This window comes from Chitinimonas naiadis (assembly GCF_054780835.1).
Window position 1 is genome coordinate 24,089 of sequence record NZ_BAAGVO010000002.1, and the last position, 26,060, is coordinate 50,148.

The window sequence follows — 26,060 nt, forward strand, 5'->3', positions numbered from 1 at the left end:
ATAGCCCGGCGGCCACGCAAGTAGCCGCCTGGTAAGACAAAAGGCCGCGAACCTTCGGGTTCGCGGCCTTTCTACATATATGGGTACTGCATCGCGAGAGAGCGACGAGCGAGATACCGACGCCTAGGTCGGGTCCTTGCCGCCCATCGCGTCCGAACGGGGACGCAGCACGCAGACATTGGCCTGGCAGACCGCACCAGGGTCGCTGACCAACTGGCAGGTCGACATCTCGCCCACCCGCTTGGCCTGCGCCGCACGCAACTGGCTGTACTGCTGCGCCTGCGCAAGGATCTTCTGCTCATCGCCATCCTGGGTGGACCAGGGCAGATAGAAAGCCGGGCCACCGCAGGACTTGGCACCGGCCGCCACGGTGCGGCACTGGCTGTCGGTCTGGCAACTGGCCTTGCCGATGGTCTGGCGCAAGGTCGTCAGCGCTTCCTGGGTACTGTCTTTGGGCTCGGCGCCGACTGCCGGCAAGGCACAACCCAGGCAAGTGGCCAGGAGCAGCAGGGGTAGGGGATACCGCATCATGGAACGTGTCCCTTCAGATGATGAAAAATCATCATCGTCCATCACCCCGGCAGGGGCAAATTTCGGGTCGAAAAAACCGCGTCATCGGCCTGTATTAAGCGATCTCTAATATGCCCGCGCTTAGGGTCCTTACCCAAGGTTATCCACAGGCCCTGTTGCGATGTTGCATCACCAAGCAGGCGCTCGAATCGACGCTTCCAGGCCGTCCGGACGCGTTGTTTGGGGGCTTGACATTTACAAGAGCCAGCACTGACGCGGCGAGTGAAAACACCAGTTGCAAGCGCGTGGTCTCGCTACTAGACTTAGTGGTCAGAGCAGTACAAAAACACTAGATATTGTGTTTTCCACATTTTCTGCACAGATTTATACACACGTCGTTCCGGGCCTGCCGGGACGCTAATTTTCCGTGTGTGTTCAGGGGTTTGGCTGTGGGGCGGCGTTAGAGTGACGCCACCTTCGACCACCTGGACGAGCTCAAATACCCAAGGCGCGTGCACCGCTATCCAGTGGTTCGCGCGCTGGCAAACCAACAGCAAAAGGGGAAGTCCTGACATGTACACCACCACCGAAACCGCCGGCACCACACGCGCCCCCTATCCGCAAGGGAATGACAGCGTGGCGTCCGGTAGCGCGCAGCCTGTTGCCGAGTACAAGACCATCCGCCGTAATGGCGCGGTTGTACCGTTCGAGCCGATGAAAATCTCGGTCGCCGTGACCAAGGCCTTCCTGGCCGTGCATGGCGGCGCAGCAGCGCAGTCGGCATCGGTGCGTGAAGCCGTGCAGAAGGTGACCGACCTGGTGGTGAACGCCCTGATGCGTCGCAAGCCCGAAGGCGGCGCCATCCATATCGAAGACATCCAGGACCAGGTCGAACTCGCCCTGATGCGCTCGGGCGAACATGACGTAGCCCGTTCCTACGTGCTGTACCGCGAGCGTCGCCATCAGGAGCGCGTCTCCAAGGGCGAAACCGAACACGCCCCGGCCTCCAGCATCAACATCAACGACGAAGGCGTGATGAAGCCGCTGGACGTCGCCAGACTGCGTGCCCTGGTGCAATCGGCCTGCTCCGGTTTCGAATCCGTGACCGATGCCGAACACATCGTCACCGAAACCCTCAAGAACCTGTACGACGGTGTCCCGGCCGAGGAAGTGCGCAAGTCCGCCATCCTCTCCTCCCGCCAGCTGATCGAAAAAGAACCCGCCTATTCCAAGGTTACCGCCCGCCTGCTGATGCACAGCCTGCGCCGCGAAGTCCTGGAAGAAGAAGTCATGCACGAGGAAATGGCGACCCGCTACGCCGAATATTTCCCCAAGTTCATCAAGCAAGGTATCGAAGCCGAACTGCTGGACCCGGAACTCGCCCAGTTCGACATGGCCCGTCTCGGCGCCGCCATGAAGTTCGAACGCGACTACCAGTTCGACTACCTCGGCCTGCAGACCCTGTTCGACCGCTACTTCCTGCACATCCACGGCCATCGCATCGAACTGCCGCAGGCCTTCTTCATGCGCGTCGCCATGGGCCTGGCCCTGCGCGAGATCGACCGTGAAGCCCGCGCCATCGAGTTCTACAACGTGCTGTCGACCTTCGACTTCATGTCGTCGACCCCCACGCTGTTCAACTCCGGCACCCTGCGCAGCCAGCTCTCCAGCTGCTACCTCACCACCATCGCCGATGACCTCGACGGCATCTACGAAGGCCTGAAGGAAAACGCCCTGCTGTCCAAGTTCGCCGGCGGCCTGGGTAACGACTGGACCCCCGTCCGTGCCCTCGGCTCCCATATCAAGGGCACCAACGGCAAGTCGCAAGGTATCGTTCCCTTCCTCAAGGTCGTCAACGACACCGCCGTCGCCGTCAACCAGGGTGGCAAGCGCAAGGGCGCCGTCTGCGCCTACCTGGAAACCTGGCACGCCGACATCGAGGAATTCCTCGAGCTGCGCAAGAACACCGGTGATGATCGTCGTCGTACCCACGACATGAACACCGCCAACTGGATCCCCGACCTGTTCATGCAACGCGTGATGGAAGGCGCCGACTGGACCCTGTTCAGCCCGTCCGAAGTCCCCGACCTGCACGACCTGTATGGCAAGGCATTCGCCGAAGCCTATACCCGCTACGAAGCCAAGGCCGAGCGCGGCGAAATGCGCGTGCACAAGAAGATCCCGGCCCTGCAGCTGTGGCGCAAGATGCTCACCATGCTGTTCGAAACCGGCCACCCCTGGTTCACCTTCAAGGACCCTTGCAACATCCGCAGCCCGCAGCAGCACGTCGGCGTGGTGCACTCGTCCAACCTGTGTACCGAGATCACCCTCAACACCAACGACAACGAGATCGCCGTCTGTAACCTCGGCTCCGTCAACTTGGTGAACCACATGATCAAGGGTGCCGACGGCCAGTTCTCGCTCGATGGCGACAAGATCAAGCGTACGGTCAAGACCGCCATGCGCATGCTGGACAACGTGGTGGACATCAACTTCTACCCGGTCAAGAAGGCCCGCAACTCCAACCTGCGTCACCGTCCGGTCGGCATGGGCATCATGGGCTTCCAGGATTGCCTGCACATGCTGCGTACCCCGTACGCATCGGACGCCGCCATCGAGTTCGCCGATCGTTCCATGGAAGTCGTGGCCTACCACGCCTACTACGCCTCGACCGAACTGGCCGAAGAACGCGGCAAGTACCCCAGCTACGCCGGCAGCCTCTGGAGCCGTGGCATCCTGCCGCAGGACAGCATCGACCTCCTGGCCGAAGCCCGCGGCGGCTACCTGGAAATGGACCGTTCCGCCCAGCTCGACTGGAGCGAACTGCGCCAGCGCATCGCCACCTACGGCATGCGTAACTCCAACTGCCTGGCCATCGCCCCGACCGCGACCATCGCCAACATCGTCGGCGTATCCGCCTCGATCGAGCCGAACTTCCAGAACATCTTCGTGAAGTCCAACCTGTCGGGCGAGTTCACGGTGATCAACGAGCACCTGGTGCACGATCTGAAGGAACGCGGCCTGTGGGACGACGTCATGATCGGCGACATCAAGTACTTCGATGGCTCGCTGCATCGCATCGACCGCGTGCCGCAAGACCTGAAGGACATCTACGCCACCGCGTTTGAAGTCGAAGCCCAATGGCTGGTCGAATGTGCCTCGCGTCGCCAGAAGTGGATCGACCAGGCCCAGAGCCTGAACATCTACATGGCCGGCGCATCGGGCAAGAAGATGGACGACCTGTACAAGCTCGCCTGGGTCCGTGGCCTCAAGACCACCTACTACCTCCGTACCCTGTCGGCATCGAGCGCCGAGAAGTCGACCGGCCGTGGTGGTGAACTGAACTCGGTACCGGTCGGTGGTGGCCAGATGGCCGCTGCTGCCCCGGCCGCTGCGGTTGCCGCAGCCCCGGTGATGCCGGAAGCCGAAGGCGCGGTCTGCATGATGCGTCCAGGTGATCCAGGCTTTGCCGAATGCGAGGCCTGCCAGTAAATCTGGTAGCAACCTGACGGTTGTTGTTGAAAGCCGAAGGGGAGGGCCACTGCCGTCCCCTTCGTGCCCTGGGCCGCCGCCCAATAGTCATACCGCAACACCCGCTGTGCCACCGCGAACCCGCAGGCACAGGCAAGCACCCAATCAGCCGAGCGCGGTTTGTCTCTCCTGATTAGTTGAACAAGCAACGTTGAACGAACAAGCGCTTCAAACTGTCCAACCGGCTGATTTGAAAGGAATTAAGAATATGCTGTCTTGGGATGAAACCCCCGCACAACCTGCCGCCAAGCCCGCCGCTCCCCAAGCCCCGGCCCAGCCGCAGTACTCGTTCGAATCCGCACCGGCCGTCGCCGACTACAACACCGCCAGCGTGCAGGCGCACACCGCCGGCCGCGTCAGCGCCGTGGACAAGCGCATCATCAACGGTGGTACCGACGTCAACCAGTTGGTCCCCTTCAAATACAAATGGGCCTGGGAGAAATACCTGGCCACCTGCGCCAACCACTGGATGCCGCAGGAAATCAACATGCAGCGCGATATCGAGCTGTGGAAGAACCCCAATGGCCTGAGCGAAGACGAACGCCGCCTGGTCAAGCGCAACCTGGGCTTCTTTGTCACGGCCGACAGCCTGGCCGCCAACAACATCGTGCTGGGCACCTACCGCCACATCACCGCCCCGGAATGCCGCCAGTTCCTGCTGCGCCAGGCCTTTGAAGAAGCCATCCACACCCACGCCTACCAGTACATCGTGGAAAGCCTGGGCCTGGACGAAGCCGAAATCTTCAATGCCTATCACGAAGTGAAGTCCATCCGCGACAAGGACAACTTCCTGATCCCGTTTATCGACGCGCTGACCAACCCCAACTTCAAGACCGGCACGCTCGAAGCCGACCAGCAACTCCTGAAGTCGCTGATCGTCTTCGCCTGCATCATGGAAGGCATGTTCTTCTATGTGGGCTTCGTGCAGATCCTCGCCCTGGGCCGCCAGAACAAGATGACCGGCGCCGCCGAGCAGTACCAGTACATCCTGCGCGATGAATCGATGCACTGTAACTTCGGCATCGACCTGATCAACACCATCAAGCTGGAAAACCCGCAACTCTGGACCGAAGCCTTCAAGGCCGACCTGACCGGCCTGTTCCAGAAAGCCGTGGACCTGGAATACGCCTACGCCGAAGACACCATGCCACGCGGCGTGCTGGGCCTGAACGCCTCCATGTTCAAGGATTACCTGCGCTTCATCTGTAACCGCCGCATGCAGCAGATCGGCCTGGAACCCATGTTCCCGGGGGCGACCAACCCCTTCCCGTGGATGAGCGAGATGATCGACCTGAAGAAGGAAAAGAACTTCTTCGAGACCCGCGTGATTGAGTATCAGAGCGGTGGGGCTTTGAGCTGGGATTGATTGCTATGATGTGAAAAAAGCCGCCTGGAAGGGCGGCTTTTTCGTAGGTGAGATTCAGCAAAATAGTCTAAGAGACTAAAGGACGTCGTGGTGTATGTCTCATTTAACCTAATTGGGCAGCACCGTCGCGGAAAAAATTTCCTTATCTATTCCCATGGATAAAAGATCTCCTGAGCACATTTCGTCGACATATGTGGTCACATCTCTTCCCGCATCTTTTAACAGCCCTATCTTTGATCTTGTCATTGCGGTATAGGTGCTCTGATCCTCCTCTAAAATCGAGTCAACGCTTTTCATGTGCGCAATCTTTTCGAGGGCCCTTGCTGCGAGGGTTGGTTCCGTAGGCAATGCTGTGCCATTGGATGGCCTCGTAAGATTAAACTTGTCTCTCGGGGGAGTGAGTTCTCTTTTGAAATATATGCACATCGAGATCATATCGTTGTCGGACTCCTCTCCATCAATGCTGTAGCGAACTACGCTCGTTAGTTTTGCTGTGGATTTTTCATTCACTGCAAAGGAGAATATCCACTTTAAGAGTCCAATTACATATATAAGAATATGTTCTTCATTTTTAAGAGTTGGTGGATTTTCTGAAGAGTCATTTCCTTGATTAAGAGTTATGCCGGAGAATTCTGCTTTAAATTTCTCAAAAAATTCGTGATTGCCGAGATTGCTTTTTACGCAATTCAGTAATTCTTCAAATGCCAGCTCACAGGAAGTTGCCTTCGAGGAGCGCGTTGTTACGAATAGCAACCATTTTGGCTTTAACTGTAGTTGGTAGCTTAGCATGTTACGAAGTGCAGTAAGCCTTCTCTTTTGTAGAGCGGGCGATATTAGATTGTCGCAAAAGTCTAAGTTAATAATGTCAAATGGCCCATCTTTTCTGACTTTAGACAGAATCAGTGGATTATCGTGTTCCATTTGGTCGAAGTCGTGCATTTCTATCTTGGACTTCTTACTTATTCCTTGACTGTCTAGAAGCTGACTTAGCTGGTCCTGCGCTCGTCCCCAGGCTTCTTGGCTGTTGAGGAATCCTAGAAAGTGTAATTCTTTGGAAATTGGGTTTAATTGTTTTTGAAAGAATCTAACATCCAATAAATCTTCGCCGGGTAAGCCAAGGTATTTTATTGCTCCTGTGTCAGCTGCTTCTTGAGCAGGTTCTATTATGTGCTCACGGATCTGGGCCCACCATTGCTTTTCACGAACCCATTGCTTTCTTGGTTTGTGCCAAGGCAGGAATGTTTTCTCTTTCTTCTGATTGCCATCATTTGTGGTGGTCCCGAAATCTTCTTCAGAGACAGGAAATTCGCCAAAAAGATTTGCCATTTTATTGGCCCTCCACGCTCAAGATTTTAACGATTGCGCGAAATAATTCCTTTTGTCTGTTTTGAGGTAGACTGTCTACTAAGTCAAATGAATCCAGTACTTTAATGATGGCCTTGGCGCGCTCTTCTAATACTGTAGAAAATTCTGTTTTGGCTTTTCCGATCCAGTCGTCAAGCTCTAGTTTTGATATTTTATATGAGCCAACTTCGGTGGCAGAATTATTGGATTCGCCAGGGCTCTTGTCATTAATAATGATGTCCCTAATTTCGTCGGGATCCTTGCCTTGACCTCGGGCGATTTCCTCAACTTCGGCGTTAAGTGTTTGAAGAAAACTATGACCGCGCTCGGATTTTTTGATGTGCAGCTTTTCCCGCTTTATTTCTTTGTATTTCGCTACAACTTGTCGAATCGCCTCGTGTAGCCACCGCATTATTATTTGATAGTGAGGGTGGGCTATATTAAAGGATTCTCTGTCAATGTTTAATGCTGAATCTAGTCCGCTACTTACAAAAATCTCAATTGTAAGTTGGCCTTTAATAACGTGCTCAGCTATTTGATATTTCATGAAGGTGGGGTCAAATAAAACCCCGGTTGAGTTATGTATTCTTAAAATTACGCCATTGTGTTCCTTGGGGATAACTTTAGGGCACCATAGTATATATGCTTCAAATTCTAAGCTGCCGCCGGATACGGTCGAGTCAATACGGCTGGTATCGGGCTTTGCGCCGCCAATGAATAGTATTGGCTTTTTAACTGCGGCGCTGGTGGATGGGAGATTGTTAAAACTAATAGGGCGAAATATTTGCACGCCGTCTATGACTACATTAAAGTCTGACGGTGTGGTATTTGTCTTTAAGGATAATAGCTCTTTTATGGTTGAGTCGACTGGTAACGAAAGAGCTTCAGCCTTTCCCTTGGGAGCGTTGCTTATTCTGTAAATTTGGGGGAAGTCTTGTCCAGATAATGAAAATGGATGTTCATCAAGATAGCGGACAGGAACGGAGAGGCCAAGAGTCCAAAGCATATTTAGATAGTTATCTAAATCTAGCTCTAGCTTTGGGCTGACGGTAATAGCTGCCAGATTGAGCATTGCCTGATGTAGTTTTTTGAACTTTTCATCAGGTTCGTCCGAGTGTTGCCACGGCAGTGACGGCTGCTTTTCAATTAAATGATCATTGTTCCGAAAGGTGCAGCCAATATGGAATTCAGGGGTTTCAACGGGAGCACTTGCGTAACCTTCGTCGCCGGAACTGCTGTTGTTTGATTCTTGAAGCCAAGTACCTACGCTTTTTAGCTGGTCGCGTGCACTTTTTTTGATATTTTTTAATATTATATCTGTGCCATGGGCATCAAGGTTTTCAGTTGGGATAGTACTAATTTTTACCGAGCCAGTTTTGAAGCTTTGCCCTCTCTTCTCATGCTCCGCTAGCTGTTCTTCTGAATAATTATTCAGAGTGATGTGTGCTGCTATATAATAATCGCAGCCGACTGTTTTGGTGATAATGGAGAATTCTCTGGTAAGTTGAGCGACACTGAAAAGTCCAATGCCTATCTTTCCAATTAATTTCCGTTTCTTTTTGGGGCTGAGTGATGGGTCTGATGTGTCAGTGATGCCCAAGTTAGGTCTGGTCGAGTCTCTTTTGGCGCTTCCGCCGATATGATGAATTAGATTAGTTATGGCCTCGACGGACATTCCGTTACCATCATCTCTAATGGTTATATTTTCAAATCTTGGTGCGTCGGTTTCTATGGTTACATTCGTGGCGTCAGCATCATATGCATTGGATATTAATTCGCGAACAGCAGAAGACGGTTGCCTGTATATACCATCTGTTACTCTTGCTAGAACTTTTTCATCAGTCGATAGCTCTGTCTCGGAGGTTTCTCCTTTTTTTAATTTTATAAGTATGTCCGCAACAAATTTCCGAGATTCTATTTCTTGAGCTTCTTTTTTTCCTTGGACTAAAGGTGCTTCGCTCATAAGGGGCTCCTCTTTGAATTAATATTAATCCTCGAATGACTTTTGATAGGCATTCGTTTTTATGTATTCTGAATTTTCTGGTGCCAAGAAGAATTTTTCCTATCTCGAGGATTAAGAACGGCTTGTGACCAGATATTCCTCAGCATCCTGCCAATCGCTTCCCCAACTAAAGGCGGTACAGCGTTGCCAATTTGTGTATATCTAGGACATTCTAATTTTCGTTGCTTCCCGCCGGTGGTGTACTTTCCTTGGAATGAAAACCAGTCTGGAAAAGATTGGAGCCTGGCGTTTTCGCGAGCTGTTAAAATTCGTGGCTCGTCATAGTGCAATATGTCATCCGGAAGCGTTGTAATTGTAGGTGCGGGACCTTGTGGGTCGAGTACGGTAATGGTGTGTTTTTTTGTGCCGACGAGTTGTCGTTCTGCTTGGGATAAACATTTCCCTGGGCGGCAAATTCTTTGTATATTTTCGAAATATGCTACAGTTTCCGGCTTATGGCGAGCGAGTCGTAGGCTGTTAGGTTTCGAAGAGAAATCCCCCCTCATTATTTTTTGATAACTTGAGAGGGAGGCATTTTTTGAATAGGTTGCTTCAAAAAAACCTTTAGCGTCAGAGTCATCACTTTGACAATATTCTCGCCCCTTTGTTTCTAGGTCAGAAATGGCCTCGCGCGTGGTGATCTGCCTGTCCGCAGGAAGGCCTTTTGATAGTCTAAATTCTGTGCTGCTATTTCTCAGGTAACTCAAGAGGTCAACTGAGTCTTCCCCTTGTCTTTCTTGTTCGCAGATGATGATATGCCGCTGTCTGGTTTGTGGTACACCAAAATCTGCGCAATTGACCAAACCTTGCCAAACGGTATATCCAAGCTTTATCAATCGACCTGTAACGTACTGGGCGTATGAAATCTTCTTCGAGTTTACTATTAGTTCATCTAGTGAAGCATTGCTTTCGAAGCGCATATTGAAGCCCGCTACATTTTCTATGACCAAGAAGCGAGGCTGGACTAGACCTACTAATGACAAGTACTGCTCTGTCATTTTGTTTCGAGGGTCTGCTGGATCACGTCGACCCGCAGTTGAGAAGCCCTGGCAAGGTGGCCCTCCGACGATAAGATCTACGCTTCCTCGGAGAGAGGCAACGTGTTCCGGGAATTTTTCTAGCAGTTGCTCGCAAGTCATCGCTTGCTTGGGTAGCCAAGCTGGCCATTGGAACTTATGTCGCTCCCCGTCGACTAGGTTAAATCGCAGCGTCTCGAATGCGAGGGGGCTTTTTTCTACGGCAAAGATGCCCTCACATCCGGCCTCGAGTAGGCCTAGAGAAAGTCCTCCACAGCCCGCGAACACGTCGATGAAACGTAGGGGCTTTGCTGTTGTCATTCTTATGCGGTCCTTGCACTAGCTCAGTGTGACGAATTTTGGGCAAAATTTTCTCACATTACCAGGGCGAGCCGAAGAGGTATCAGCGATGAGCATACGCCGATTTGAAGGGAGACCCTCTCATGCGCGAGTGCGTCGGTTCCAAACTCGTTTGCTGGCTTGGTTTGAGCTCTGTGGACGTGAGTTCCCATGGCGACAAAGTGATGCTGGGCTCTACGAAAAGGTCGTTGTAGAAGTTTTACTACAGAGAACGCGAGCTGAGACCGTGGCCCGATTCCTGCCGAATTTTCTACACAGCTACCCAGGGTGGCGGGAGATCGCTGAAGCAAGTGAGGATGAACTCGCTGTAGTGCTGCGGCCTCTGGGCTTGTGGCGGAGGAGGGGGGTATCGCTGAGAGGCCTTGCGCGCTCTTTGGTCGCGATGGCTTACACGTGGCCAGGTGAGCGAGCCAAGCTGGAATCGTTGCCTGCTGTAGGACAATACGTTGCCAATGCTGTACTTCTGTTTGTTCATAGGCAGCGAGAGCCTTTGATGGACGCGAGTATGGCCAGGTTGCTACGTCGTTATTTTGGCCTTCCTCAGGTTCGAGTAGACATACGGGATGATGAGCTACTTCATGACACTGCCTATGCAGTCTTGGTTTCTGGTGATGCCGTTATTTTGAATTGGGCGATGCTTGATTTGGCGGCATTGATATGTCGTCCGAGCAAGCCTAAGTGTCATGAATGTCCGATTAGCAGTTCTTGCAGGTATCGTAGATCGGAAATTTCGTAGCACAAGATATCTGTGAGCGTAAGGTGGTTATCGGATTGTTTGCATAATTAGGGTGGTAATTCTGAATTAAAAAGTAGGAGGTAAGGCTAAAATACTTCAAGAGTAAAAGGTCCTTTAAAATTGTATAAAATATTAGAGATTGAATATTGATATGAAATTTAATTCTAGTGATTTGCTCGAGTGCTTGGACGAATCGATAGTTGCACAACAAGCCATGATGCAGGGGTATGAGAAAGAATCTGAGGCGCTAACTATTGAAACGGTCAGAGCACTTGACTGCGTGCTCTTCGAAGAGTTTATTCCAGAGTTAAGAAATGCCTCGGAGCGGACATCTGCAGAACGCTTGATTATGCAAGCCGGTGTGAATGAGGCATTGCGCCGGGTTTTGCCTAAATCTTTGGCGAGACACTCTCCTGAACGGTTTGTAGCCAGCACAAAGGTTCACGATCAGGTAGATGGATTTTTGTTTGATGCAGGCGTCCTCGCGATGGCAAAGCGTCAGCGGATCCTACTGTCACAAGGGTTACTTAGTGGATATATCGATCCCAGGAGTGATGCTGAGAATCGCATTCTTGTCCTTGATGCACAGGATAGTTCTACCTACTGGGAGGCTATTGGACTTACGGGAATGGAGTGGCTTAGTGCGGAAACGATGAAGCGCGACCAGGGCCTGGAAGCAGAGTTGGAGCAGATGCATCTCGAGCTCATGCCTAGTCTTGAACGGCAATTCGACAGATTTGGTGGCGAATTCGGGGAGATTTTCGATGGCTTGGATGGTTATTTCCGTGAGTGGGCGCAGCTTTACCTCAAACGGATGCCCTACCAAGACCTACTAGGGCTGAATGATGTCATTGGTTGTTGCTCTTATGGCCGTTATGTTGATGTACTGACAGCAATTTCTACTCTCTGCCAAATGCGTATCTGCTACGCACGGTTAGCATACTCGCGGCGGCCGGACGTAAGTATTAGATCTCTGTTGAGCCAGGTAGTGAGCCTGGAGGATCTTATAGAAGGTGTGACGTCCTTTCTGGATGCCGAATCTCATGAGATTGAGTACTTGCTACAGCACCTTATACTCTCGAAGCATAATTTCGTGCATCATTTTGATATCGGAACGCCAGCATGGGCGCCAGTAATTCGAACTAGCCAGATTGCATGTGTCCTTCCATCATTTGGCATGGATATCAACCCTTTTTCTTTTCTCTTAAGGGAGTTAAGAGTAAGGCATAAAGATGACTGGTTTACCGTGGCTAATCGTCGTGAAGAGCGGTGGGTTGCCGAGTTGGTGCAACTTTTCCCAGGTTCACGCTGGTCCTGTTCAAACGGAAGGAAACTAAAAAATGCCGATGGAACGGTCGCAACCGATGTTGATTTTTTGGCATATGACAGCATCACAAAGCAATTGGCTCTCTTTCAGTTGAAATGGCAGCAACCGGCCATGGGCGATGAGACAGTTCGACGTAGCAATGGGAGGAATTTTCTGAAGCAGTGCAATGAGTGGGTAGTCGATGTGCATGCGTGGCTTGCACGATTTGGTGTGGGAGAGCTTACCAAGCGGGCGGGTATTAAGACGGCTGGAGTAGACCGAATCGTACTCATAAATTTGGCCCGGTATTCGGCATTCATGCCGGAAACCATCAATGCTAGTTCAGAAGCCACCTGGTCCGACTGGGGGCACTTCCTTAAGCATCGACTTGCTCTCCCGAATGCTTCTCCCACAGAACTCGCAGATGCGATTAAAGCGGATATCAGTCGCACCCAAGCTGAGCTTACCCTTGAGTCGATTGCGCTACCCTTACCCGGTTGTGCCCTGATAGTTAATCCGGTGCAGCGACCTCGCTGAGTCTATTTATCTCAGGTCCGGCATCGGAAATATAAAACGTCCCACCCATCAAGTTCCTCCTACGAATGCCGGTGCCGCGGGCATCGAGGCGGGCCAGGCGTGGTGGCTATGCAGGCTTTGAGTGACAGCAGCTGGCGGAACACTATGCCCGCAGTCCAATAAGTACAAGCGGCGTTGAGTGGTTTGCTATGACCTGCGGGTACGGTGAACATACAAGGCCTGTTTATTGATGCGTTGATTTGATCCTGTTTCTCTATTGGTCTTTTGATTGATGCTTGTTGCGAGGGTAATGATGCGAAATGGTGTTTCGAGAAGCCTTGGATGTTTGAGTCTTATCTTCCTGCTTTGTGCATGGGCTGCTGCCGCGGAGGTGGATGCACCCTCCGTGGCTGAAGCGCCGGTACCTGCACTGCCTGCAGAAACAAGTATCAAGGGGCTATGTTCTAATACGAACGAGGTTGGGAAGGCGCTGGCGGCGGAGTTCGTGCGAGCCGTCAACAAGCGCAAGGAGCCTTTCAAAGGCGCGAAGATGAGGCTGGAACTGGTTGTTTCGGCGGCGGGATTTGTGAACCAGGTAAAGGTGCTGGATGCAGCGGATGAGGAGCTGGGCCAGGTCGCGTTACTGGCGGCGGGGATGCTGCAGTGCAAGGCCACTGGGCGAACAGTAAGAGCAATCTACCCCATCGTCTTTAGTGTGGCCGAGTAGAAATGGCCGTTGTTGCTGATGAGGCTGGCTGGGCTGGCTTGTTGAGCATTCCCTGGCGATATGAATGGGTTTAACGCGATGCCCACGTGTTGTTGCAGTTGTGCAGGTAGATGTAGATGTTGTCGCTCTTGTCCTGCGCAACGCCCACCACCCCCCATTCAAGCTTCGCATAACTTGCTGAAACATCGCCCAGTTGCTTTTTCAGCCAGCGCTCGTGATGACGTCTTGTCGGCTCGAGCGCGTTATAGAAGTCCGCTTCCGTCTCTATGCGCAGGGACGGATCAGTCAGGCCAATGCTGAGGCTGACTAGGACTGAGTGTTCAAACCGCAAGCCAAGCTCGTAAGCCAGGCCTTCTGTCTGCCCGCTTGCATTGGCGAACCGGCAAGGAACGTCCTTCCCGTACACAGAAACCAGCCGTTCCTCGCTAACAGAGAAATCAGTGCCGAGGTCTGAGACGGTGGTCTCTGGAGTGATCTCAAGCGAGCCAAAGATCACGTGGCCGTTTTTCGGATCGATGCTGATCGCTTTGTGCATTGGCTACCGGGGCGTATCGGGGTCGGGCCTTGTATTTTGCACCAAGAGATCGCGTTCGCAGTGAGGGCAGAGGAGGCGGTTAACCAAGGCCTTCTCTTGAAGGTGCGGTACCCACCTCTCCACCATCACGGTGGCGCAGTCCGCTTCGGCTCCCACAACTCGATCTTGTTGCCTTCCGGGTCAAGTATCCAGGCAAAGCGCCCATTCCCGTCACTATCGTCGCGCTTGAGGATGGTGACATCCTTGGCACGCAACCGCGCGATAAAGGCGTCCATGTCGTCAACGGCATAGTTGATCATGAACTCTGCAGTGGACGGGGCGAAGTAGGTGGTGCTGGCCGGAAAGGTGCCCCAGATCAGCGCGGGCGGGTGGTTGGGTGCATCGTAGCGCAGTGCGGCGCCGCCCCATTTTTCCAGCGTAATCCCCATGACATCGCGGTACCACGCCGCCAACGCCTTCGGGTCCTTGGCCTTGAAGAAGATACCGCCTACACCGGTGACGCGGCCGGCGGTTTCAACGGGCGCAGCCTGGCCCGGGCTGGTCATGACCAGCGCAGCCAGGCACATTGCCATAAGGGGTCGTACTGCCATTGCCCTACTCCTTGCCGGGTGACGGTCTGCAGCGCCCCGGTGTGCGCTGATCGCGAAGCCAGCATAGCAACGGGGTAGGGGACTTGCCAGCTGGCACGCGGGTTCGCACGTGCTGGGGTCTGGGTTTGAATTTTGCATCGAGCAGTTGTTCTGACTGCAACGTGCAGGGTGATTGCAAGGCAAACCCGACGCGCCTACGCTTTGGGCGTCATCACTGCACAACGGCGGCCCGGCTATATCCAACACCCGGCGCCAGGAGCGGAATCCACATGACCAACCGCCTTGCCGCCTGTAGCTGCGGCCAACTCACCGCCCAAGTCACCGGCGACCCGGTGCGCATCTCCATCTGCCATTGCCTGGCCTGCCAGCGCCGCACCGGCGGCCCCTTTGCCGAACAAGCGCGCTACTACCGCAAGGACGTCACCACCGCCGGGACCTCCACCCAATACATTCGCGTAGGGGACGAGGGCCCGGGTGCCAGGTTCCACTTCTGCCCCACCTGTGGCACCACGGTCTATTACGAACCGCTAGGAATGGCGGAGTTTCTGATCATCCCGGTCGGCGCGTTTGCCGATCCTGGCTTTCCGGCGCCGGGTGTGTCGGTTTACGAGGAACGGAAGCATGAGTGGGTGGTGGTGCCGGCCGAGGCGGAACATTACCCGTGAGGCTCACGTGCTGGCGGCCGGTCTTGTATTTTGCGTCGAGTGGTCGTTCTGGCGGCATGCGCAGAAGCAAAAGAGGCAGCTAATTAGCGTCTTGAGAAATGTTGACTGAGTCAACAATATGTCGCAAGCTTTCGGCAATCCAAGATTGCCGAGCCTTGCCATGCCTACCCCTGTTTTCAGTGACCGCGTTGCAGCGGTCCGGTCCTTCAACCGATTCTTCACCCGCCAGATCGGCGTGCTGCGGGAAGGCCTGCTGCATAGCGAATTCACGCTGACAGAAATGCGCGTGCTGTACGAACTGGCGCACCATGGCGACCAGCCATCGGCCGCGTTGTGCCGTGATCTGGGCCTGGACCGTGGCTACCTGAGCCGCATCGTCGCCAAGTTCGAAAGCGCCGGGCTGGTGAGCAAGGTGCCGTCGGCCACCGATGGCCGCGCCAAACTCCTGCACATGACCGAACAAGGCCGTGCCGTCTACGAGCCGCTGGACCGCCGCTCGCGTGAAGAAGTGGGCGACATGCTGTCGCGCCTGGCCGAGCTGGACCAATTGCGCATGCTCGATGCCATGCACACCATCCGCGAGCTGCTCGACAAGCAGGCCGGCATGAAATACGCCCAACCCTTCGTCCTGCGCCCCCACCGCGCCGGCGACATGGCCTGGATCACGCATCGCCACGCTGTGCTGTATATGCGGCAGGGCTGGGACAGCAGCTTCGAAGGCCTGGTGGCCCAGATCTGTGCAGACTTCGAACGAAATTTTGATCCGGCGCTGGAACACTGCTGGATCGCCGAGATGGCAGGGCAGCCGGTCGGCTCCATCGCGCTGGCCCGCAGTGGCGAGGAAGGCGTGGGCAAGTTGCGCCTGCTACTGGTGGAGGAAGAAGCGCGCGGCTACGGCCTCGGCTCGCGCCTGGTAGACGAATGCCACAACTTCGCCCGCGCTGCGGGCTATCGCAAGATGCGCCTGTGGACCACGGACCAGCTCAAGGAAGCGCGCCATATCTACGCTAGCAAAGGCTATGTGCTGGTGGCAGAGGAGCCGGCGCACGCCTTTGGCAAGGACCTGGTCAATGAGACCTGGGAGCTGGATCTGTAAAACACATAAGGGGCTCGTTCATGGCGACTCTCGCCTACCACCGTTTAGCGCTGCAACGTGCAGGCTACGACACTATTCAAATTGAGCTGCTGATCGAGCAAGTCACCAAGGCCACAAGCCCAGAAGAATTGCGGTCGCAATTCGTGGCGCTAGAACCGGAAGCGAACAAGCTCGAATGGTTGTTTGATAGAGATTTCACGGCGCTTCTTATACAGCACGCCTTACCTCGCTTCCGTTCGGATGCGTTGCGCCTTATCGCACTGGATGTCGCCATTGATCGTGCCAGTTGGTGTGCGAGCGCCGCCACTGCTGGTGGCGAAGGTCTTGCACGTTCTGTTCATGTCAGGGAGCTAGAGGGGCTCCGTACTGAGTTTTCCGCCTAAAGGCATCGAGTTCAGGTCTGGCATTTTGCGTTAAGTAACCCCCTGGTGGGTCAAGGCCCCGGCCAGTGATCCCGCCCTGCTACAAGAGCATCTCATTGCCGAAGCGCTCCGCGGCTGTCGTGCCATGCAGGATGATCTTCTTGAGGGCAGGCAGGCGTCGGCGAGCGACGATCACTTCAAAGTCGTCGCTGTCCAACCATGTGTCGCTGACATCGAGAACCTTGAGCCGTGGGTAGGTGTCGGCGGCGAGGAGGATGCCAAGATCGTCGGCGTTGAAGAGGTTGCCAGACAGGTTTAGCTGCTCGACTACGCTGCTGGCGGGTGCGCGAACCAGCGCTTCCAGATCGGCTCGTACCAGATCGGCTGAACTCAGCCTCAGGGTGGTCAGCCTGGTCAACTGGGAGGCCCCGAACACCGTGTCGATGCCGCCGGAGAGGTGAACCTTGGAGAGCTCAAGGGATACGAGCCCGCTGAGTGCATCGCAGCGTGTGATAGCCCCGACATGCTCGGGGAAAGTTTCGATCTTGTGGAGCCGAAGTCCCTGCAGGCCATCAATGCCAGGATGAGCGCACAGGGCGAGAATTTTGAGCCCGTGCAGGTCTTCGACATCTCGCATCGCCAGTTGCCCGACCAGGGTCATGGCGATACCGCCATCCCGGCTTAGTACGGGGTCAATGTGTTCCAACTGTCGGATACGCCAGTCCCACCCGCGCAGGGACGCCGCGGCCCGCTTCACGATGGGCTCGATGGATTCCTCCGCCGGCCAGTGGAACAGGAGTTCGAGGAAGGCTCCCCATGCTGCCTCGGACGGCGGTGCATTCATGAGTTGGTCGACCAGCTCGGCGCGAACCGATGGTGACCAGACCCGGAGTGCGTCGAGCGTCGTGAATCCGGCCAGGTGCCGGGAGTGTGTAACGACATTCATGGTTCACCTCGCGTCCTACAGGTCATCGGTGGATTGTGATGTGCCTTGAAGTGTCGATGAAAGTGATATCGGGACTTGCTGGCGCAGCAGCTCTTCCGAATTCTCCACCGGCAAGCTCCCCCTTTTTCGTTTTTCCTTCCTTGGCGCTTTCTTTTCCTTCTTCTCAGGCTTCTGTTTCTTTTCCTTCTTTTCTGGCGCTTGCTTCTTTATCTTCTTCTCTTTCTTTTCCCTTTTGGGTTCCTTCTTCTTTTTGCGCTTTGGTTTTTCGTCTTCGTCCGAGGACGAGTCCGAGGACTCTCGCTGTGCTTCCTTCTCGGCCTGTGTTGCCCTGGTTTCGAAGCCCAGCAGGAGCATTTCCAGCCAGGTCAGGTCCTTGTCGAGATAGGTCCGCTTCGAGTCATCCTTTGCTTCGCCCTCTCGCACATGCTCCTTGATCGTGCCCCTGTCGGTGACGAATCCCTTTTCGCCCAAGCGCATGCCGAGCTCCTGCGACAACAGGTTGTTCCTGCCTCGTAGCCACCAGATCTGGTCCTGGATGGTCTGAAGTCGCGCGCCGAAAGCGACCTCCGTATGCGCTGCGTTTACATGTTCGTGGCTGCCAAACATGATGTCGCTGACGTTGGTCGCTCGAATGAATACCTCGAAGGGGTCGTCTTTGTCCAAACCCGGCACCGGCCCCTGGGCGGACTGCTGTTCCAGTTTTGATCCGAAGCCGAACAGCGCATTGTTCACCGCCTTCTCGAAGTCCTGGAGCGGTTCGATCCCCTGACTCTTGACGCTGCCCCGGTCCACCTTCGCGCCCTTGCTCATCGCGTACACGGCGAGCGGGGGGGCATCGAGGTTGGCATCGACATCGAACTTCTCCGGCATAAAGCGGATGTACTGCTTGGGTGCGCTCTTGTACCCCTTCGCGAGGCTGCCGATGTAGTCCAGGCTGCGTACCTTTTCCGGGTCCATGTACGAAAGTCCCTCTTTTCTTTTCTTTAAGACCCATTCCTTGATATTGCGTTCGTATTCGGTCCAGAGCCCCAAGAGGCGGCTGTTGATCTCCTGTACCGCTGCCCACCACCTATCCCGCCAGATTTGCTCGCCAGCCCGGCTCTTGACTGCCTGGAACTGCGGTAGCATCTCGGCGCCGAATCCGTCCTCCTGCGCAGAGACTTTGACCATCCGTGCCGTTAGCTCTTCTACCTGGGCGGTCACCTCTTTCAACTGGAGGAAGTACGCTTCTTTCAGCGTAGTTACCTCCTTTTGTTCTTTGAAATTCCGAACGCTCGCCTTGTAGGAGATTGAGATGTTTTTTACGGTCGAGGCGAGCTTGAACAGATCGGCTGTGAAGCCCTGCTGATCGTCGAGTTTTCGAAAGCCTTTCATGTCTCTTTCGAGCGCGAGTTTGATGTTGTGCGCCTCATGGAATGCTTTCCGGAAGGGCTGGTAGATAGGTGGGTCTTCGGGGCGGGCGGTACCTTCTTCCTTGGAAGGCCGCCAGATGCCGAGCTTTTTATCGATGTCACCGGACTCGATTTGCATGCCGGGCAGGTCTTCGCCGGGCAGCGTCTCCCGTATTTTGTTGGGGTCGACCTTGTGTATCCGGTTTTGGTCGCCGAACTCTTCCATCGCGACCACTCTCTGGTTCTTCTTCTTCCCGTCGCGGCTGTAGTACCCAAACTCCCGGCGTCCCAGCTGCACCGGCATTGCGGATACCCTGAGCGGACCAGGGGCCAGTGCTTGCTTTTTGTCCGCCGTCAGTTGTGCGGTCCCTTTTGTAGCCTTCCCACCCATGACATCCGCTTCCCGTTCCAGCGTCGCGTCATCGTTCACGCTCACCCCGGCCATCTGCATGGTCGGCCTTACACGTCCTTGGCGCTGCTGTACCAGGTGCCAAGCCTCATGTGGCAGGTGATGTTCCTGTCCCGGTCCGAGGTGGATGTTGTTGCCCTGCGCATAAGCCCAGGCATTCAACTGCGCCGGTTCCGGAGAGTTGCGATGCACACGAACGCCTGACATATCCATGCCGGAGAGAGCCTCGATCCCCGTCTTCAGTTGGTCCGGCATGCCCGTATCGTTGACCGGTGCGTCGCTGGCCTCTGCCGAAGGGGCGGGAGTCATCAATTGCCGCTGTAGTGGTAAGCCAGTCGCCTCGTCATTCTGGGTCTGCAGGCGGGCAGGTGCCGATTTCGCCTGCGCTGGCCCGTCGATCTCGGGGCCATCGGCTGGACGCTGGAACGCGTCGCCAAATGTTGCCTGCATGGCCCGCCGCTGAGCCAGCATGCGTGGTGACTGATCGACGGCTGACTGCCGTCCTGTGTCCTGAGCCGGCGTGACGGCACGCGCTGCACGCGCGCGTTTCTTCTCATCGGGCGAGGCGATTGGCTGGCGTTGCCGCTTGTTGGTGTCGGTATCGTGGGTTTTCATCCAACGTCTCCCTGTAACCATGGGGCCGCCCCCAGTCTATTTACTGTAGGGACGACGCAGGTCGAGCGCCATCGGTCAAATGCTGAATTCGTACTTCTGAAATGCTGAATTGTTTGTGGTGAGTTTCGGGCAAGCCGGGAGGATGAGTTGCTGCTGTCTGGCGCTGTACCTGCCAGGAAATCGGGGCGGATTGTTACCAGGCTCCCGATGGTCTTCCTATCCTTCCGGACACCCCACGACAGCAGACCGCCACGCTGTGTGGCCATATCACCTACACCGCTGGTTCTCACGGCAGCGGGCACCTATGCTGCCATCCATACCTGCCGGTACAACTGACTCACCTCGGTCAGCAGTAGTCACGGACGTTTTTGCGTGCAACGCAATAGAAAGGAGATAGCCAATGGAACCAGATGAACGCGCCGTACATGAGGTACATACCCGCTTTATCAATGCCGTAAACGCTGGCGATCTTGCCCGCCTGCTCACGATGATGGCGGACGATGTCGTGTTCCTGGGCCCTGGCCAGGCGCCGTTCGGCCGGGATGGATTCCCCACCGGTTTCCTGGCGGCCCATCAGGAGTTTCTGCTGCGCTGTACCAGCGAGCTGGAGGAGGTCGTGGTCGTCGGTACGGTTGCCTATACCCGCGCACGGGATTCTCTGTCCCTGGTGCCGCGCGCCGGCGGCGAGGCCTCGGCATTGGCGGGGTATCGGATCACCGTCTACCGCAAGCAAGCTGACGGTCGTTGGTTGATGGCGCGCGATGCCCATACGCTGACCCCGGTAGCGGACTGATATCGCGACTGTTACCTACCGTGTCACCGAGTTCACCTTGCCGGGCGCGGTGAAAGGACGGGGCCAAGCCCTGCGATCCAGCAGATGATCGCAAGACCCGGCCCCCGCCTGGGGCGGTTGGGTCTCCGGCCTTAGCAAGGCGCTAGCAGGGCGACGGCGTCCGCGCCGGCAGCGAGGCGAGCCGGGCAGGATGGGTCGGTCGCCGCACGCCATACGGCTTCCGCTACCTCCTGTGCCCGCGTTACTTCCGTGGATTGCGCCCATCCGGCGAAAACCCGTTGCGCCAGATCGGCGTAGGCCTCGGGGATGCCGCCCTGCATGCGGGGCTGGGCATTCTCGCCAAAGCGCGTCTCAGGCGCTCTCCCCGGCAGTACCAGGCGGGTCTGCACATTGAAGGGTTCAAGCTCCAGTGCCAGGGATTCGGTAAATGCATTCACGGCAGCCTTGCTGGCGGTATACGCGGCCAGCAGTGGCAAGGGTTTCAAGGTGACGCTCGAGGTGACATTCACAATGACGCCAGCCTGGCGCTGTCTGAACTGGGGCAGCACGGCCTGAGTCATGGCAATCGTCCCGAGGGTATTGGTCTCGTAGACATCGCGCACGGTCGCCATGCTGGTGCCTTCCAGGGCACCCAGTACCCCGATACCGGCATTGTTGACCAGCACGTCGATGAGGCCAGCCGCCTCCACAGCCTGGCGGATGCTGGCGGGGTCGGTGACATCCAGCTGGAGTAGCCGCAGATGCTCGGATGCGGGCAGGATCGCTTCGCTTGGCGTACGCATGGTGGCGATGACCTGCCAGTCGCGCGCCAGGAAATAGCGGGCGGTCTCAAGGCCGAATCCAGACGAGCAGCCGGTGATCAGGACGGTTTTCATGGCAGGGTTCCTCAGTGGGTTTTACGGTACCGGGACGATAGCGCGCCATGGTCGGACTAACTACAATCAGAAATCCGCATTTCATGTTCAAGAGTCCGGTCATGATCGATCCGCTTGCAGAGGTCGTTACGCTGCTCCAACCGGGAGCCGCTTTCTCCAAGGTCGTCAGCGCTGCGGGCGCCTGGCGGGTGAGCCGTACAGAGGCCGGGCGGCCCTTCTACGCCGTGATCCTGGACGGAACCTGCTGCCTGACGGTGGATGGGCACGCTCCGCTGACATTGCTGGCCGGTGACTTTGTGCTGGTTCCCGCTGCCCATCGCTTTACGATGTCCAGCCTTGCTCCCGCGCCGTCGGATGACATCGATTCCCTGCCGGTCCAGTTGGCCCAGGGCGAATTCAGGCTGGGCGAGCAAAGCGGCTCGCCCGATGTGCGATACCTGGTGGGCTACTGCGTCTTTGGCTCACCGGATGCAGACTTGCTGGTCTCCCTGCTCCCGCAGCTGGTGCATGTCCGTGGCGAGACGCGGCTATCCACGCTGGTGCAGCTTGTTACGGAGGAATCCCTTGAGCGACGGCTCGCGCGCGATGTCATCCTGGCGCGTCTGCTGGAGGTACTGCTGATCGAAGCACTTCGCTCGGCGGCAGGCACGGCAGCTTCGCCAGGCCTCCTGCGCGGGCTGGGCGACGAACGCCTCGCCATTGCGATACGGCACATGCATGAAGACCCCACCCAACCCTGGACGGTGGCGCAACTGGCCAAGGAGGCGGCCTTGTCCCGCTCGACCTTCTTTGAGCGATTCAACCGCGCAGTCGGCATGGCGCCCATGACCTATCTGCTCGCTTGGCGCATGGCCTTGGCCAAGGACCTGCTAAGGCGCAAAGAAGGCGGCGTTGCGGAGGTGGCTGAACGTGTTGGCTATCGCTCCGCCAGTGCCTTCAGCGTCGCCTTCGCCCGGCATGTAGGGGTGCCGCCAGCGCGTTATGCGCGTGAGCTGTTGGCGGCGTGAGGTGCGCTGGGTTTCAAAGGTGGCGGCGGGTCCGCGCCACCTTAGGTGTACCTACCCGGCCTGCTCGCGGATCATCTCCACCAGTGCCCGTAGGCCGGCTGAGCTGTGGCGCCGGCTGGGGTAGTAGAGGCAGAGACTGTCGAGGGTAGGGGTCCAGTCGGACAGGACTTCTACCAGCGTGCCATTGGCCAAGTCGCGGGCCACATTCCATTCGGTGAGATAACTCAGGCCCAGGCCGTTGCGGGCGGCGGTCAGCATCAGGTCGGATTCGTCCAGGGTGATGGCGCCCTTGATGTCGATTTCCACGGCCTCGCCATTGCGGACGAACTCCCAGCGGTAGAGCGCGCCGCTGGGCATGCGGGTGCGGATGCATTGGTGCTGCAGCAGGTCCAGCGGGGTAGTGGGCTTGGGGTGGTGGGCGAAGTAGCCGGGGCTACCCACCACGCAGAAGCGCTGCGGCCGCCCGAACGGGACGGCGATCATGTCCTGCGGTACGGATTCTGCCAGGCGTATGCCGGCGTCGAAGCCATCGACCACGATATCGATCAAGCGGCCTTCGGTGACGATATCGAGCTTCATGTCCGGGTGGCGCTGCAGGAAGGCGATAAAGAGCGGCATGATCTGCCGGGCAGCGCCGACAGAGGTGTTGATACGCAGGGTACCGGCCGGCGTGTCGCGAAAATTGCCGGCCTGGTCCATGGCGGACTTGATGGTGGAAAGGGCCGGGGCGATGTTGTCGACAAACTGGCTGCCCGCCTCGGATAGCGACACGCTGCGGGTGGAGCGGTTGAACAGCCGCACGCCGATGCGTGCCTCCAGCGCGGCGATGCTGTGGCTGAGCGCAGAGGTGGAAACACCCAGCTCGGTCGCCGCTGCGCGAAAGCTGCGGTGGCGGGCGACAGCGAGCACGGCTTCGAATTCGGATAGGCCGGTGGTTTTCATTGTCCTGAATTTCTCAACGATACATCCACAATTGTATGGCTAGTCGGGCCAATGGGGAGGGCCTATCTTGTCGCTACCCCAGCGACATGTGAAAAGGACATCCCATGCAATCTATCGAGCAGGTCTATATCGACGGTCAATTCGTCACGCCGCATGGCGTGGAATGGTTCGATCTGTACAACCCGGCCAAGGCACAGGTCATCGGCAAGGTAAGGCTGGCGGATGCGGAGGATGCACGCCGTGCCATTGCCGCTGCCAAGCGTGCCTTCGCAAGCTATTCGTTGACCAGCAAGGCTGAGCGGCTGGTGCTGCTGCAGCGCATGCACGCGGCGATCGAGGCGCGCGAACAAGCCTTGTTCGAGGCGATTGTCGAGGAATACGGTGCGCCGGTCTCCCGCGCGCACTGGATGGCCAAGCACGCGGCCAACGTGATTGCCGAGGTCGCCAAGGTACTGGCCGATTACGACTTCAGCCAGCAGGCAGGCTCGGCCGATGTGGTGATGCAGCCCATGGGCGTGGTGGGTCTGATCACCCCCTGGAATAGCAATGCGGGATTTATCACCGCCAAACTGGCGACGGCGCTGGCGGCCGGTTGCACGGCGGTGATCAAGCCCAGCGAGATGAGTGCGATCCAGACCCGCATTGTGACCGAGGCCCTGCACGAGGCAGGCCTGCCCGCTGGCGTATTCAATATCGTCACCGGCCGGGGTGAGGTGGTGGGGGCAGAGATCAGCGCGCATGCGGATATCGCCAAGATTTCCTTTACCGGCTCGACCGCCGTGGGCAAGGCCATCCTGCGGGCCGGGGCGGAGACCCTGAAGCGCGTGACGCTGGAGCTGGGCGGCAAGTCACCGGTGCTGGTGCTGGCAGATGCCGATCTTGCGCAGGCCGCGAGCCTGGCGGTGCAAGCGGGGTTCATGAACAGCGGGCAGGCTTGCATCGCCGGTACCCGCATCCTGGTGCCGGAACAACATCTGGCCGCGTTCGAGGCCCTGGTCTCGGCCGAGGTGGCCCGCACGCCGGCCGGTGATCCACGCGACCCGACGACGGCCATCGGGCCCATGGTCAGTCGCAAACAATGGGCGCGGGTGCAGCGCTATGTCGAGGTGGGTAAGTCGGAGGGCGCACGGCTGATCGCCGGTGGCGAGGGGCGGCCAGCAGACCTGCCGGCCGAGCTGGCCGAGGGCTGGTTTGTGCGGCCGACGGTGTTCAGCGGCGTGCGCAACGACATGACCATCGCCCGGGAGGAGATCTTTGGCCCGGTACTGGCCATCATTCCCTACCGCGATACCGAAGACGCGATCGCGATTGCTAACGATACGCCCTATGGCCTGCAGGCCTATGTGCTCTCCGCCGATCCAGCCAGGGCCCGCGCGGTGGCGGATCGGATCGAGGCCGGCCGGGTGCTGATCAATACCCTGGCCCATGAGCCGGCGGCGCCGTTCGGTGGCTTCAAGCAGTCTGGCATCGGCCGCGAATATGGCCGGGCGGGGCTGGAGGCCTATATGGAGCCCCGTGCAATCCTTGGCGTGCACTGAGCCTGGCCTCACCGGCCCGGCCCGTGCTGGCAGGGCCGATGGGAACAGGCACACTGGCGAGGGCAGGTGGGTTAAAGCCCTCGTCATTGCGTCCTATCCCTGCTGCCTGTGACGGAATTGATCACAGGCAGGCGGAATAACGGCCTGCCCATTTGTCATGCCCCCGGCAAGAGTGGCATGCTCCCTTGCGCTGTATAAGACGGACTAGGTTTCTCGCCGCGATATCCATGCCCCGGTGCGAGCCAGTCCAACAAGTCCGTGCCTGCACGGGCCAACAAGGGAGAAAACAAGATGACCAGTACTGTACCTAACGGCAATGTCTACGCCAGTTCCGCGACCTCCAACCAGGCGCTGATCGATAACGAAACCTACCAACCGACCTTCCTGTCCTTTTCCGGTCGTATCGGCCGGGTGCGCTACCTGGCTTATTGCTGCGCGCTGAGCCTGATTTCCATCGCCGCGATCATGCTGGTGGCCATCATCGGTACGGTAGCGAGCAGCCCCATCCTGATGGGGATTGGCATGTTGGTGCTGTACATCCCCATGATCGTCGTCCAGCTCGGCTTTGGTCGCCGTCGCCTGAACGATCTGGACGCTAGCGGCTGGTGGCTGCTGCTCAACCTGATCCCGCTGGCCAACCTGGGCCTGGCCATCTACATGCTGTTCTTCCCCGGTACCAAGGGCGGAAACCGCTTTGGCCCCGAGCCGGTCGCCAACACCACCGGTGTCATCGTGCTGGCCTGCACCGTGCCGGTGTTTGTGTTCCTGGGCGGTATCCTGGCCGCGATCGCCATCCCGCAGTACGAAGCCTACAAGCAGAAGGCCCAGGCCAAGGCACTGCAACAGCAGATCGCGCCTGCCGCGCCCGGCGCCGTGCAGTAA

Annotated in this window: 22 protein-coding genes; 12 read left to right on the top strand and 10 right to left on the bottom strand. The window is 56.9% G+C overall.

Features of this window, described 5'->3' with window-relative positions:
• Positions 1 to 123 precede the first annotated feature (123 nt).
• Complete coding sequence (locus ACYVHK_RS02405) at positions 124 to 531, bottom strand: hypothetical protein (protein WP_460527217.1); 408 nt, start codon at positions 529 to 531, stop codon at positions 124 to 126.
• A 552-nt stretch (positions 532 to 1,083) separates the two neighbouring features.
• Here ACYVHK_RS02405 and ACYVHK_RS02410 point away from each other — a divergent pair.
• Positions 1,084 to 4,002 (top strand): ribonucleoside-diphosphate reductase subunit alpha, encoded by a 2,919-nt coding sequence (locus ACYVHK_RS02410; RefSeq protein WP_460527219.1) that lies wholly within the window; start codon positions 1,084 to 1,086, stop codon positions 4,000 to 4,002.
• A 247-nt stretch (positions 4,003 to 4,249) separates the two neighbouring features.
• Positions 4,250 to 5,407, top strand: coding sequence for a ribonucleotide-diphosphate reductase subunit beta (locus ACYVHK_RS02415; RefSeq protein ID WP_460527221.1), 1,158 nt, complete (start codon positions 4,250 to 4,252; stop codon positions 5,405 to 5,407).
• A 108-nt stretch (positions 5,408 to 5,515) separates the two neighbouring features.
• Here ACYVHK_RS02415 and ACYVHK_RS02420 read toward each other — a convergent pair whose 3' ends face one another.
• The 3 genes from ACYVHK_RS02420 to ACYVHK_RS02430 are packed head-to-tail and all read right to left on the bottom strand — an operon-like array spanning position 5,516 to position 10,090.
• Complete coding sequence (locus tag ACYVHK_RS02420; protein ID WP_460527223.1) at positions 5,516 to 6,733, bottom strand: PP_RS20740 family protein; 1,218 nt, start codon at positions 6,731 to 6,733, stop codon at positions 5,516 to 5,518.
• A gap of 1 nt (position 6,734) precedes the next feature.
• The gene (locus ACYVHK_RS02425) at positions 6,735 to 8,714 is read right to left on the bottom strand and encodes an ATP-binding protein (protein WP_460527225.1); all 1,980 of its coding nucleotides are present in this window, start codon (positions 8,712 to 8,714) and stop codon (positions 6,735 to 6,737) included.
• 59 nt (positions 8,715 to 8,773) lie between these two features.
• Positions 8,774 to 10,090, bottom strand: a complete 1,317-nt coding sequence (locus ACYVHK_RS02430; RefSeq protein WP_460527227.1) for a DNA cytosine methyltransferase — start codon at positions 10,088 to 10,090, stop codon at positions 8,774 to 8,776.
• An 88-nt stretch (positions 10,091 to 10,178) separates the two neighbouring features.
• On the opposite strand from ACYVHK_RS02430, the gene ACYVHK_RS02435 reads away from it, so the two are divergent.
• The 3 genes from ACYVHK_RS02435 (at position 10,179) to ACYVHK_RS02445 (ending at position 13,414) form a co-directional block, all read left to right on the top strand.
• Complete coding sequence (locus ACYVHK_RS02435; RefSeq protein WP_460527229.1) at positions 10,179 to 10,865, top strand: HhH-GPD family protein; 687 nt, start codon at positions 10,179 to 10,181, stop codon at positions 10,863 to 10,865.
• 151 nt (positions 10,866 to 11,016) lie between these two features.
• On the top strand, positions 11,017 to 12,708 hold the full coding sequence (locus ACYVHK_RS02440; RefSeq protein WP_460527231.1) for a hypothetical protein: 1,692 nt from the start codon (positions 11,017 to 11,019) through the stop codon (positions 12,706 to 12,708).
• A 385-nt stretch (positions 12,709 to 13,093) separates the two neighbouring features.
• Positions 13,094 to 13,414 carry a hypothetical protein gene (locus tag ACYVHK_RS02445; protein WP_460527233.1) on the top strand — a complete coding sequence of 107 codons (321 nt, stop codon included), beginning with the start codon at positions 13,094 to 13,096 and terminating at the stop codon, positions 13,412 to 13,414.
• 70 nt (positions 13,415 to 13,484) lie between these two features.
• On the opposite strand, the gene ACYVHK_RS02450 is transcribed toward ACYVHK_RS02445, so the two are convergent.
• Both ACYVHK_RS02450 and ACYVHK_RS02455 read right to left on the bottom strand, forming a co-directional pair.
• Positions 13,485 to 13,949, bottom strand: coding sequence for a hypothetical protein (locus ACYVHK_RS02450; RefSeq protein ID WP_460527234.1), 465 nt, complete (start codon positions 13,947 to 13,949; stop codon positions 13,485 to 13,487).
• A gap of 125 nt (positions 13,950 to 14,074) precedes the next feature.
• Entirely contained in the window at positions 14,075 to 14,539 is a 465-nt protein-coding gene (locus tag ACYVHK_RS02455; RefSeq protein WP_460527236.1) for a VOC family protein, read from the bottom strand.
• A gap of 269 nt (positions 14,540 to 14,808) precedes the next feature.
• Here ACYVHK_RS02455 and ACYVHK_RS02460 point away from each other — a divergent pair, with 269 nt between their 5' ends.
• From ACYVHK_RS02460 to ACYVHK_RS02470, 3 genes are all read left to right on the top strand, one after another.
• On the top strand, positions 14,809 to 15,204 hold the full coding sequence (locus ACYVHK_RS02460) for a GFA family protein (RefSeq protein ID WP_460527238.1): 396 nt from the start codon (positions 14,809 to 14,811) through the stop codon (positions 15,202 to 15,204).
• 160 nt (positions 15,205 to 15,364) lie between these two features.
• A complete protein-coding gene (locus ACYVHK_RS02465; RefSeq protein WP_460527240.1) occupies positions 15,365 to 16,300 on the top strand; it encodes a bifunctional helix-turn-helix transcriptional regulator/GNAT family N-acetyltransferase in 936 nt (311 codons plus the stop codon).
• Between the two features lie 20 nt (positions 16,301 to 16,320).
• Positions 16,321 to 16,683, top strand: coding sequence for a hypothetical protein (locus tag ACYVHK_RS02470; RefSeq protein WP_460527242.1), 363 nt, complete (start codon positions 16,321 to 16,323; stop codon positions 16,681 to 16,683).
• A gap of 79 nt (positions 16,684 to 16,762) precedes the next feature.
• On the opposite strand, the gene ACYVHK_RS02475 is transcribed toward ACYVHK_RS02470, so the two are convergent.
• Together ACYVHK_RS02475 and ACYVHK_RS02480 are read right to left on the bottom strand one after the other, a co-directional pair.
• Positions 16,763 to 17,608 (bottom strand): hypothetical protein, encoded by an 846-nt coding sequence (locus tag ACYVHK_RS02475; protein WP_460527244.1) that lies wholly within the window; start codon positions 17,606 to 17,608, stop codon positions 16,763 to 16,765.
• Positions 17,609 to 17,623: 15 nt separating this feature from the next.
• The gene (locus ACYVHK_RS02480) at positions 17,624 to 20,023 is read right to left on the bottom strand and encodes an eCIS core domain-containing protein (protein WP_460527246.1); all 2,400 of its coding nucleotides are present in this window, start codon (positions 20,021 to 20,023) and stop codon (positions 17,624 to 17,626) included.
• A gap of 400 nt (positions 20,024 to 20,423) precedes the next feature.
• On the opposite strand from ACYVHK_RS02480, the gene ACYVHK_RS02485 reads away from it, so the two are divergent.
• On the top strand, positions 20,424 to 20,816 hold the full coding sequence (locus ACYVHK_RS02485) for a YybH family protein (RefSeq protein ID WP_460527248.1): 393 nt from the start codon (positions 20,424 to 20,426) through the stop codon (positions 20,814 to 20,816).
• A gap of 131 nt (positions 20,817 to 20,947) precedes the next feature.
• On the opposite strand, the gene ACYVHK_RS02490 is transcribed toward ACYVHK_RS02485, so the two are convergent.
• Positions 20,948 to 21,691 carry an SDR family oxidoreductase gene (locus ACYVHK_RS02490; protein ID WP_460527250.1) on the bottom strand — a complete coding sequence of 248 codons (744 nt, stop codon included), beginning with the start codon at positions 21,689 to 21,691 and terminating at the stop codon, positions 20,948 to 20,950.
• A 101-nt stretch (positions 21,692 to 21,792) separates the two neighbouring features.
• Here ACYVHK_RS02490 and ACYVHK_RS02495 point away from each other — a divergent pair, with 101 nt between their 5' ends.
• Positions 21,793 to 22,698, top strand: a complete 906-nt coding sequence (locus tag ACYVHK_RS02495; RefSeq protein ID WP_460527252.1) for an AraC family transcriptional regulator — start codon at positions 21,793 to 21,795, stop codon at positions 22,696 to 22,698.
• Positions 22,699 to 22,749: 51 nt separating this feature from the next.
• On the opposite strand, the gene ACYVHK_RS02500 is transcribed toward ACYVHK_RS02495, so the two are convergent.
• Positions 22,750 to 23,640 (bottom strand): LysR family transcriptional regulator, encoded by an 891-nt coding sequence (locus ACYVHK_RS02500; protein ID WP_460527254.1) that lies wholly within the window; start codon positions 23,638 to 23,640, stop codon positions 22,750 to 22,752.
• A gap of 104 nt (positions 23,641 to 23,744) precedes the next feature.
• On the opposite strand from ACYVHK_RS02500, the gene ACYVHK_RS02505 reads away from it, so the two are divergent.
• The gene (locus tag ACYVHK_RS02505) at positions 23,745 to 25,178 is read left to right on the top strand and encodes an aldehyde dehydrogenase family protein (RefSeq protein ID WP_460527256.1); all 1,434 of its coding nucleotides are present in this window, start codon (positions 23,745 to 23,747) and stop codon (positions 25,176 to 25,178) included.
• A gap of 291 nt (positions 25,179 to 25,469) precedes the next feature.
• Entirely contained in the window at positions 25,470 to 26,060 is a 591-nt protein-coding gene (locus tag ACYVHK_RS02510; protein WP_460527259.1) for a DUF805 domain-containing protein, read from the top strand.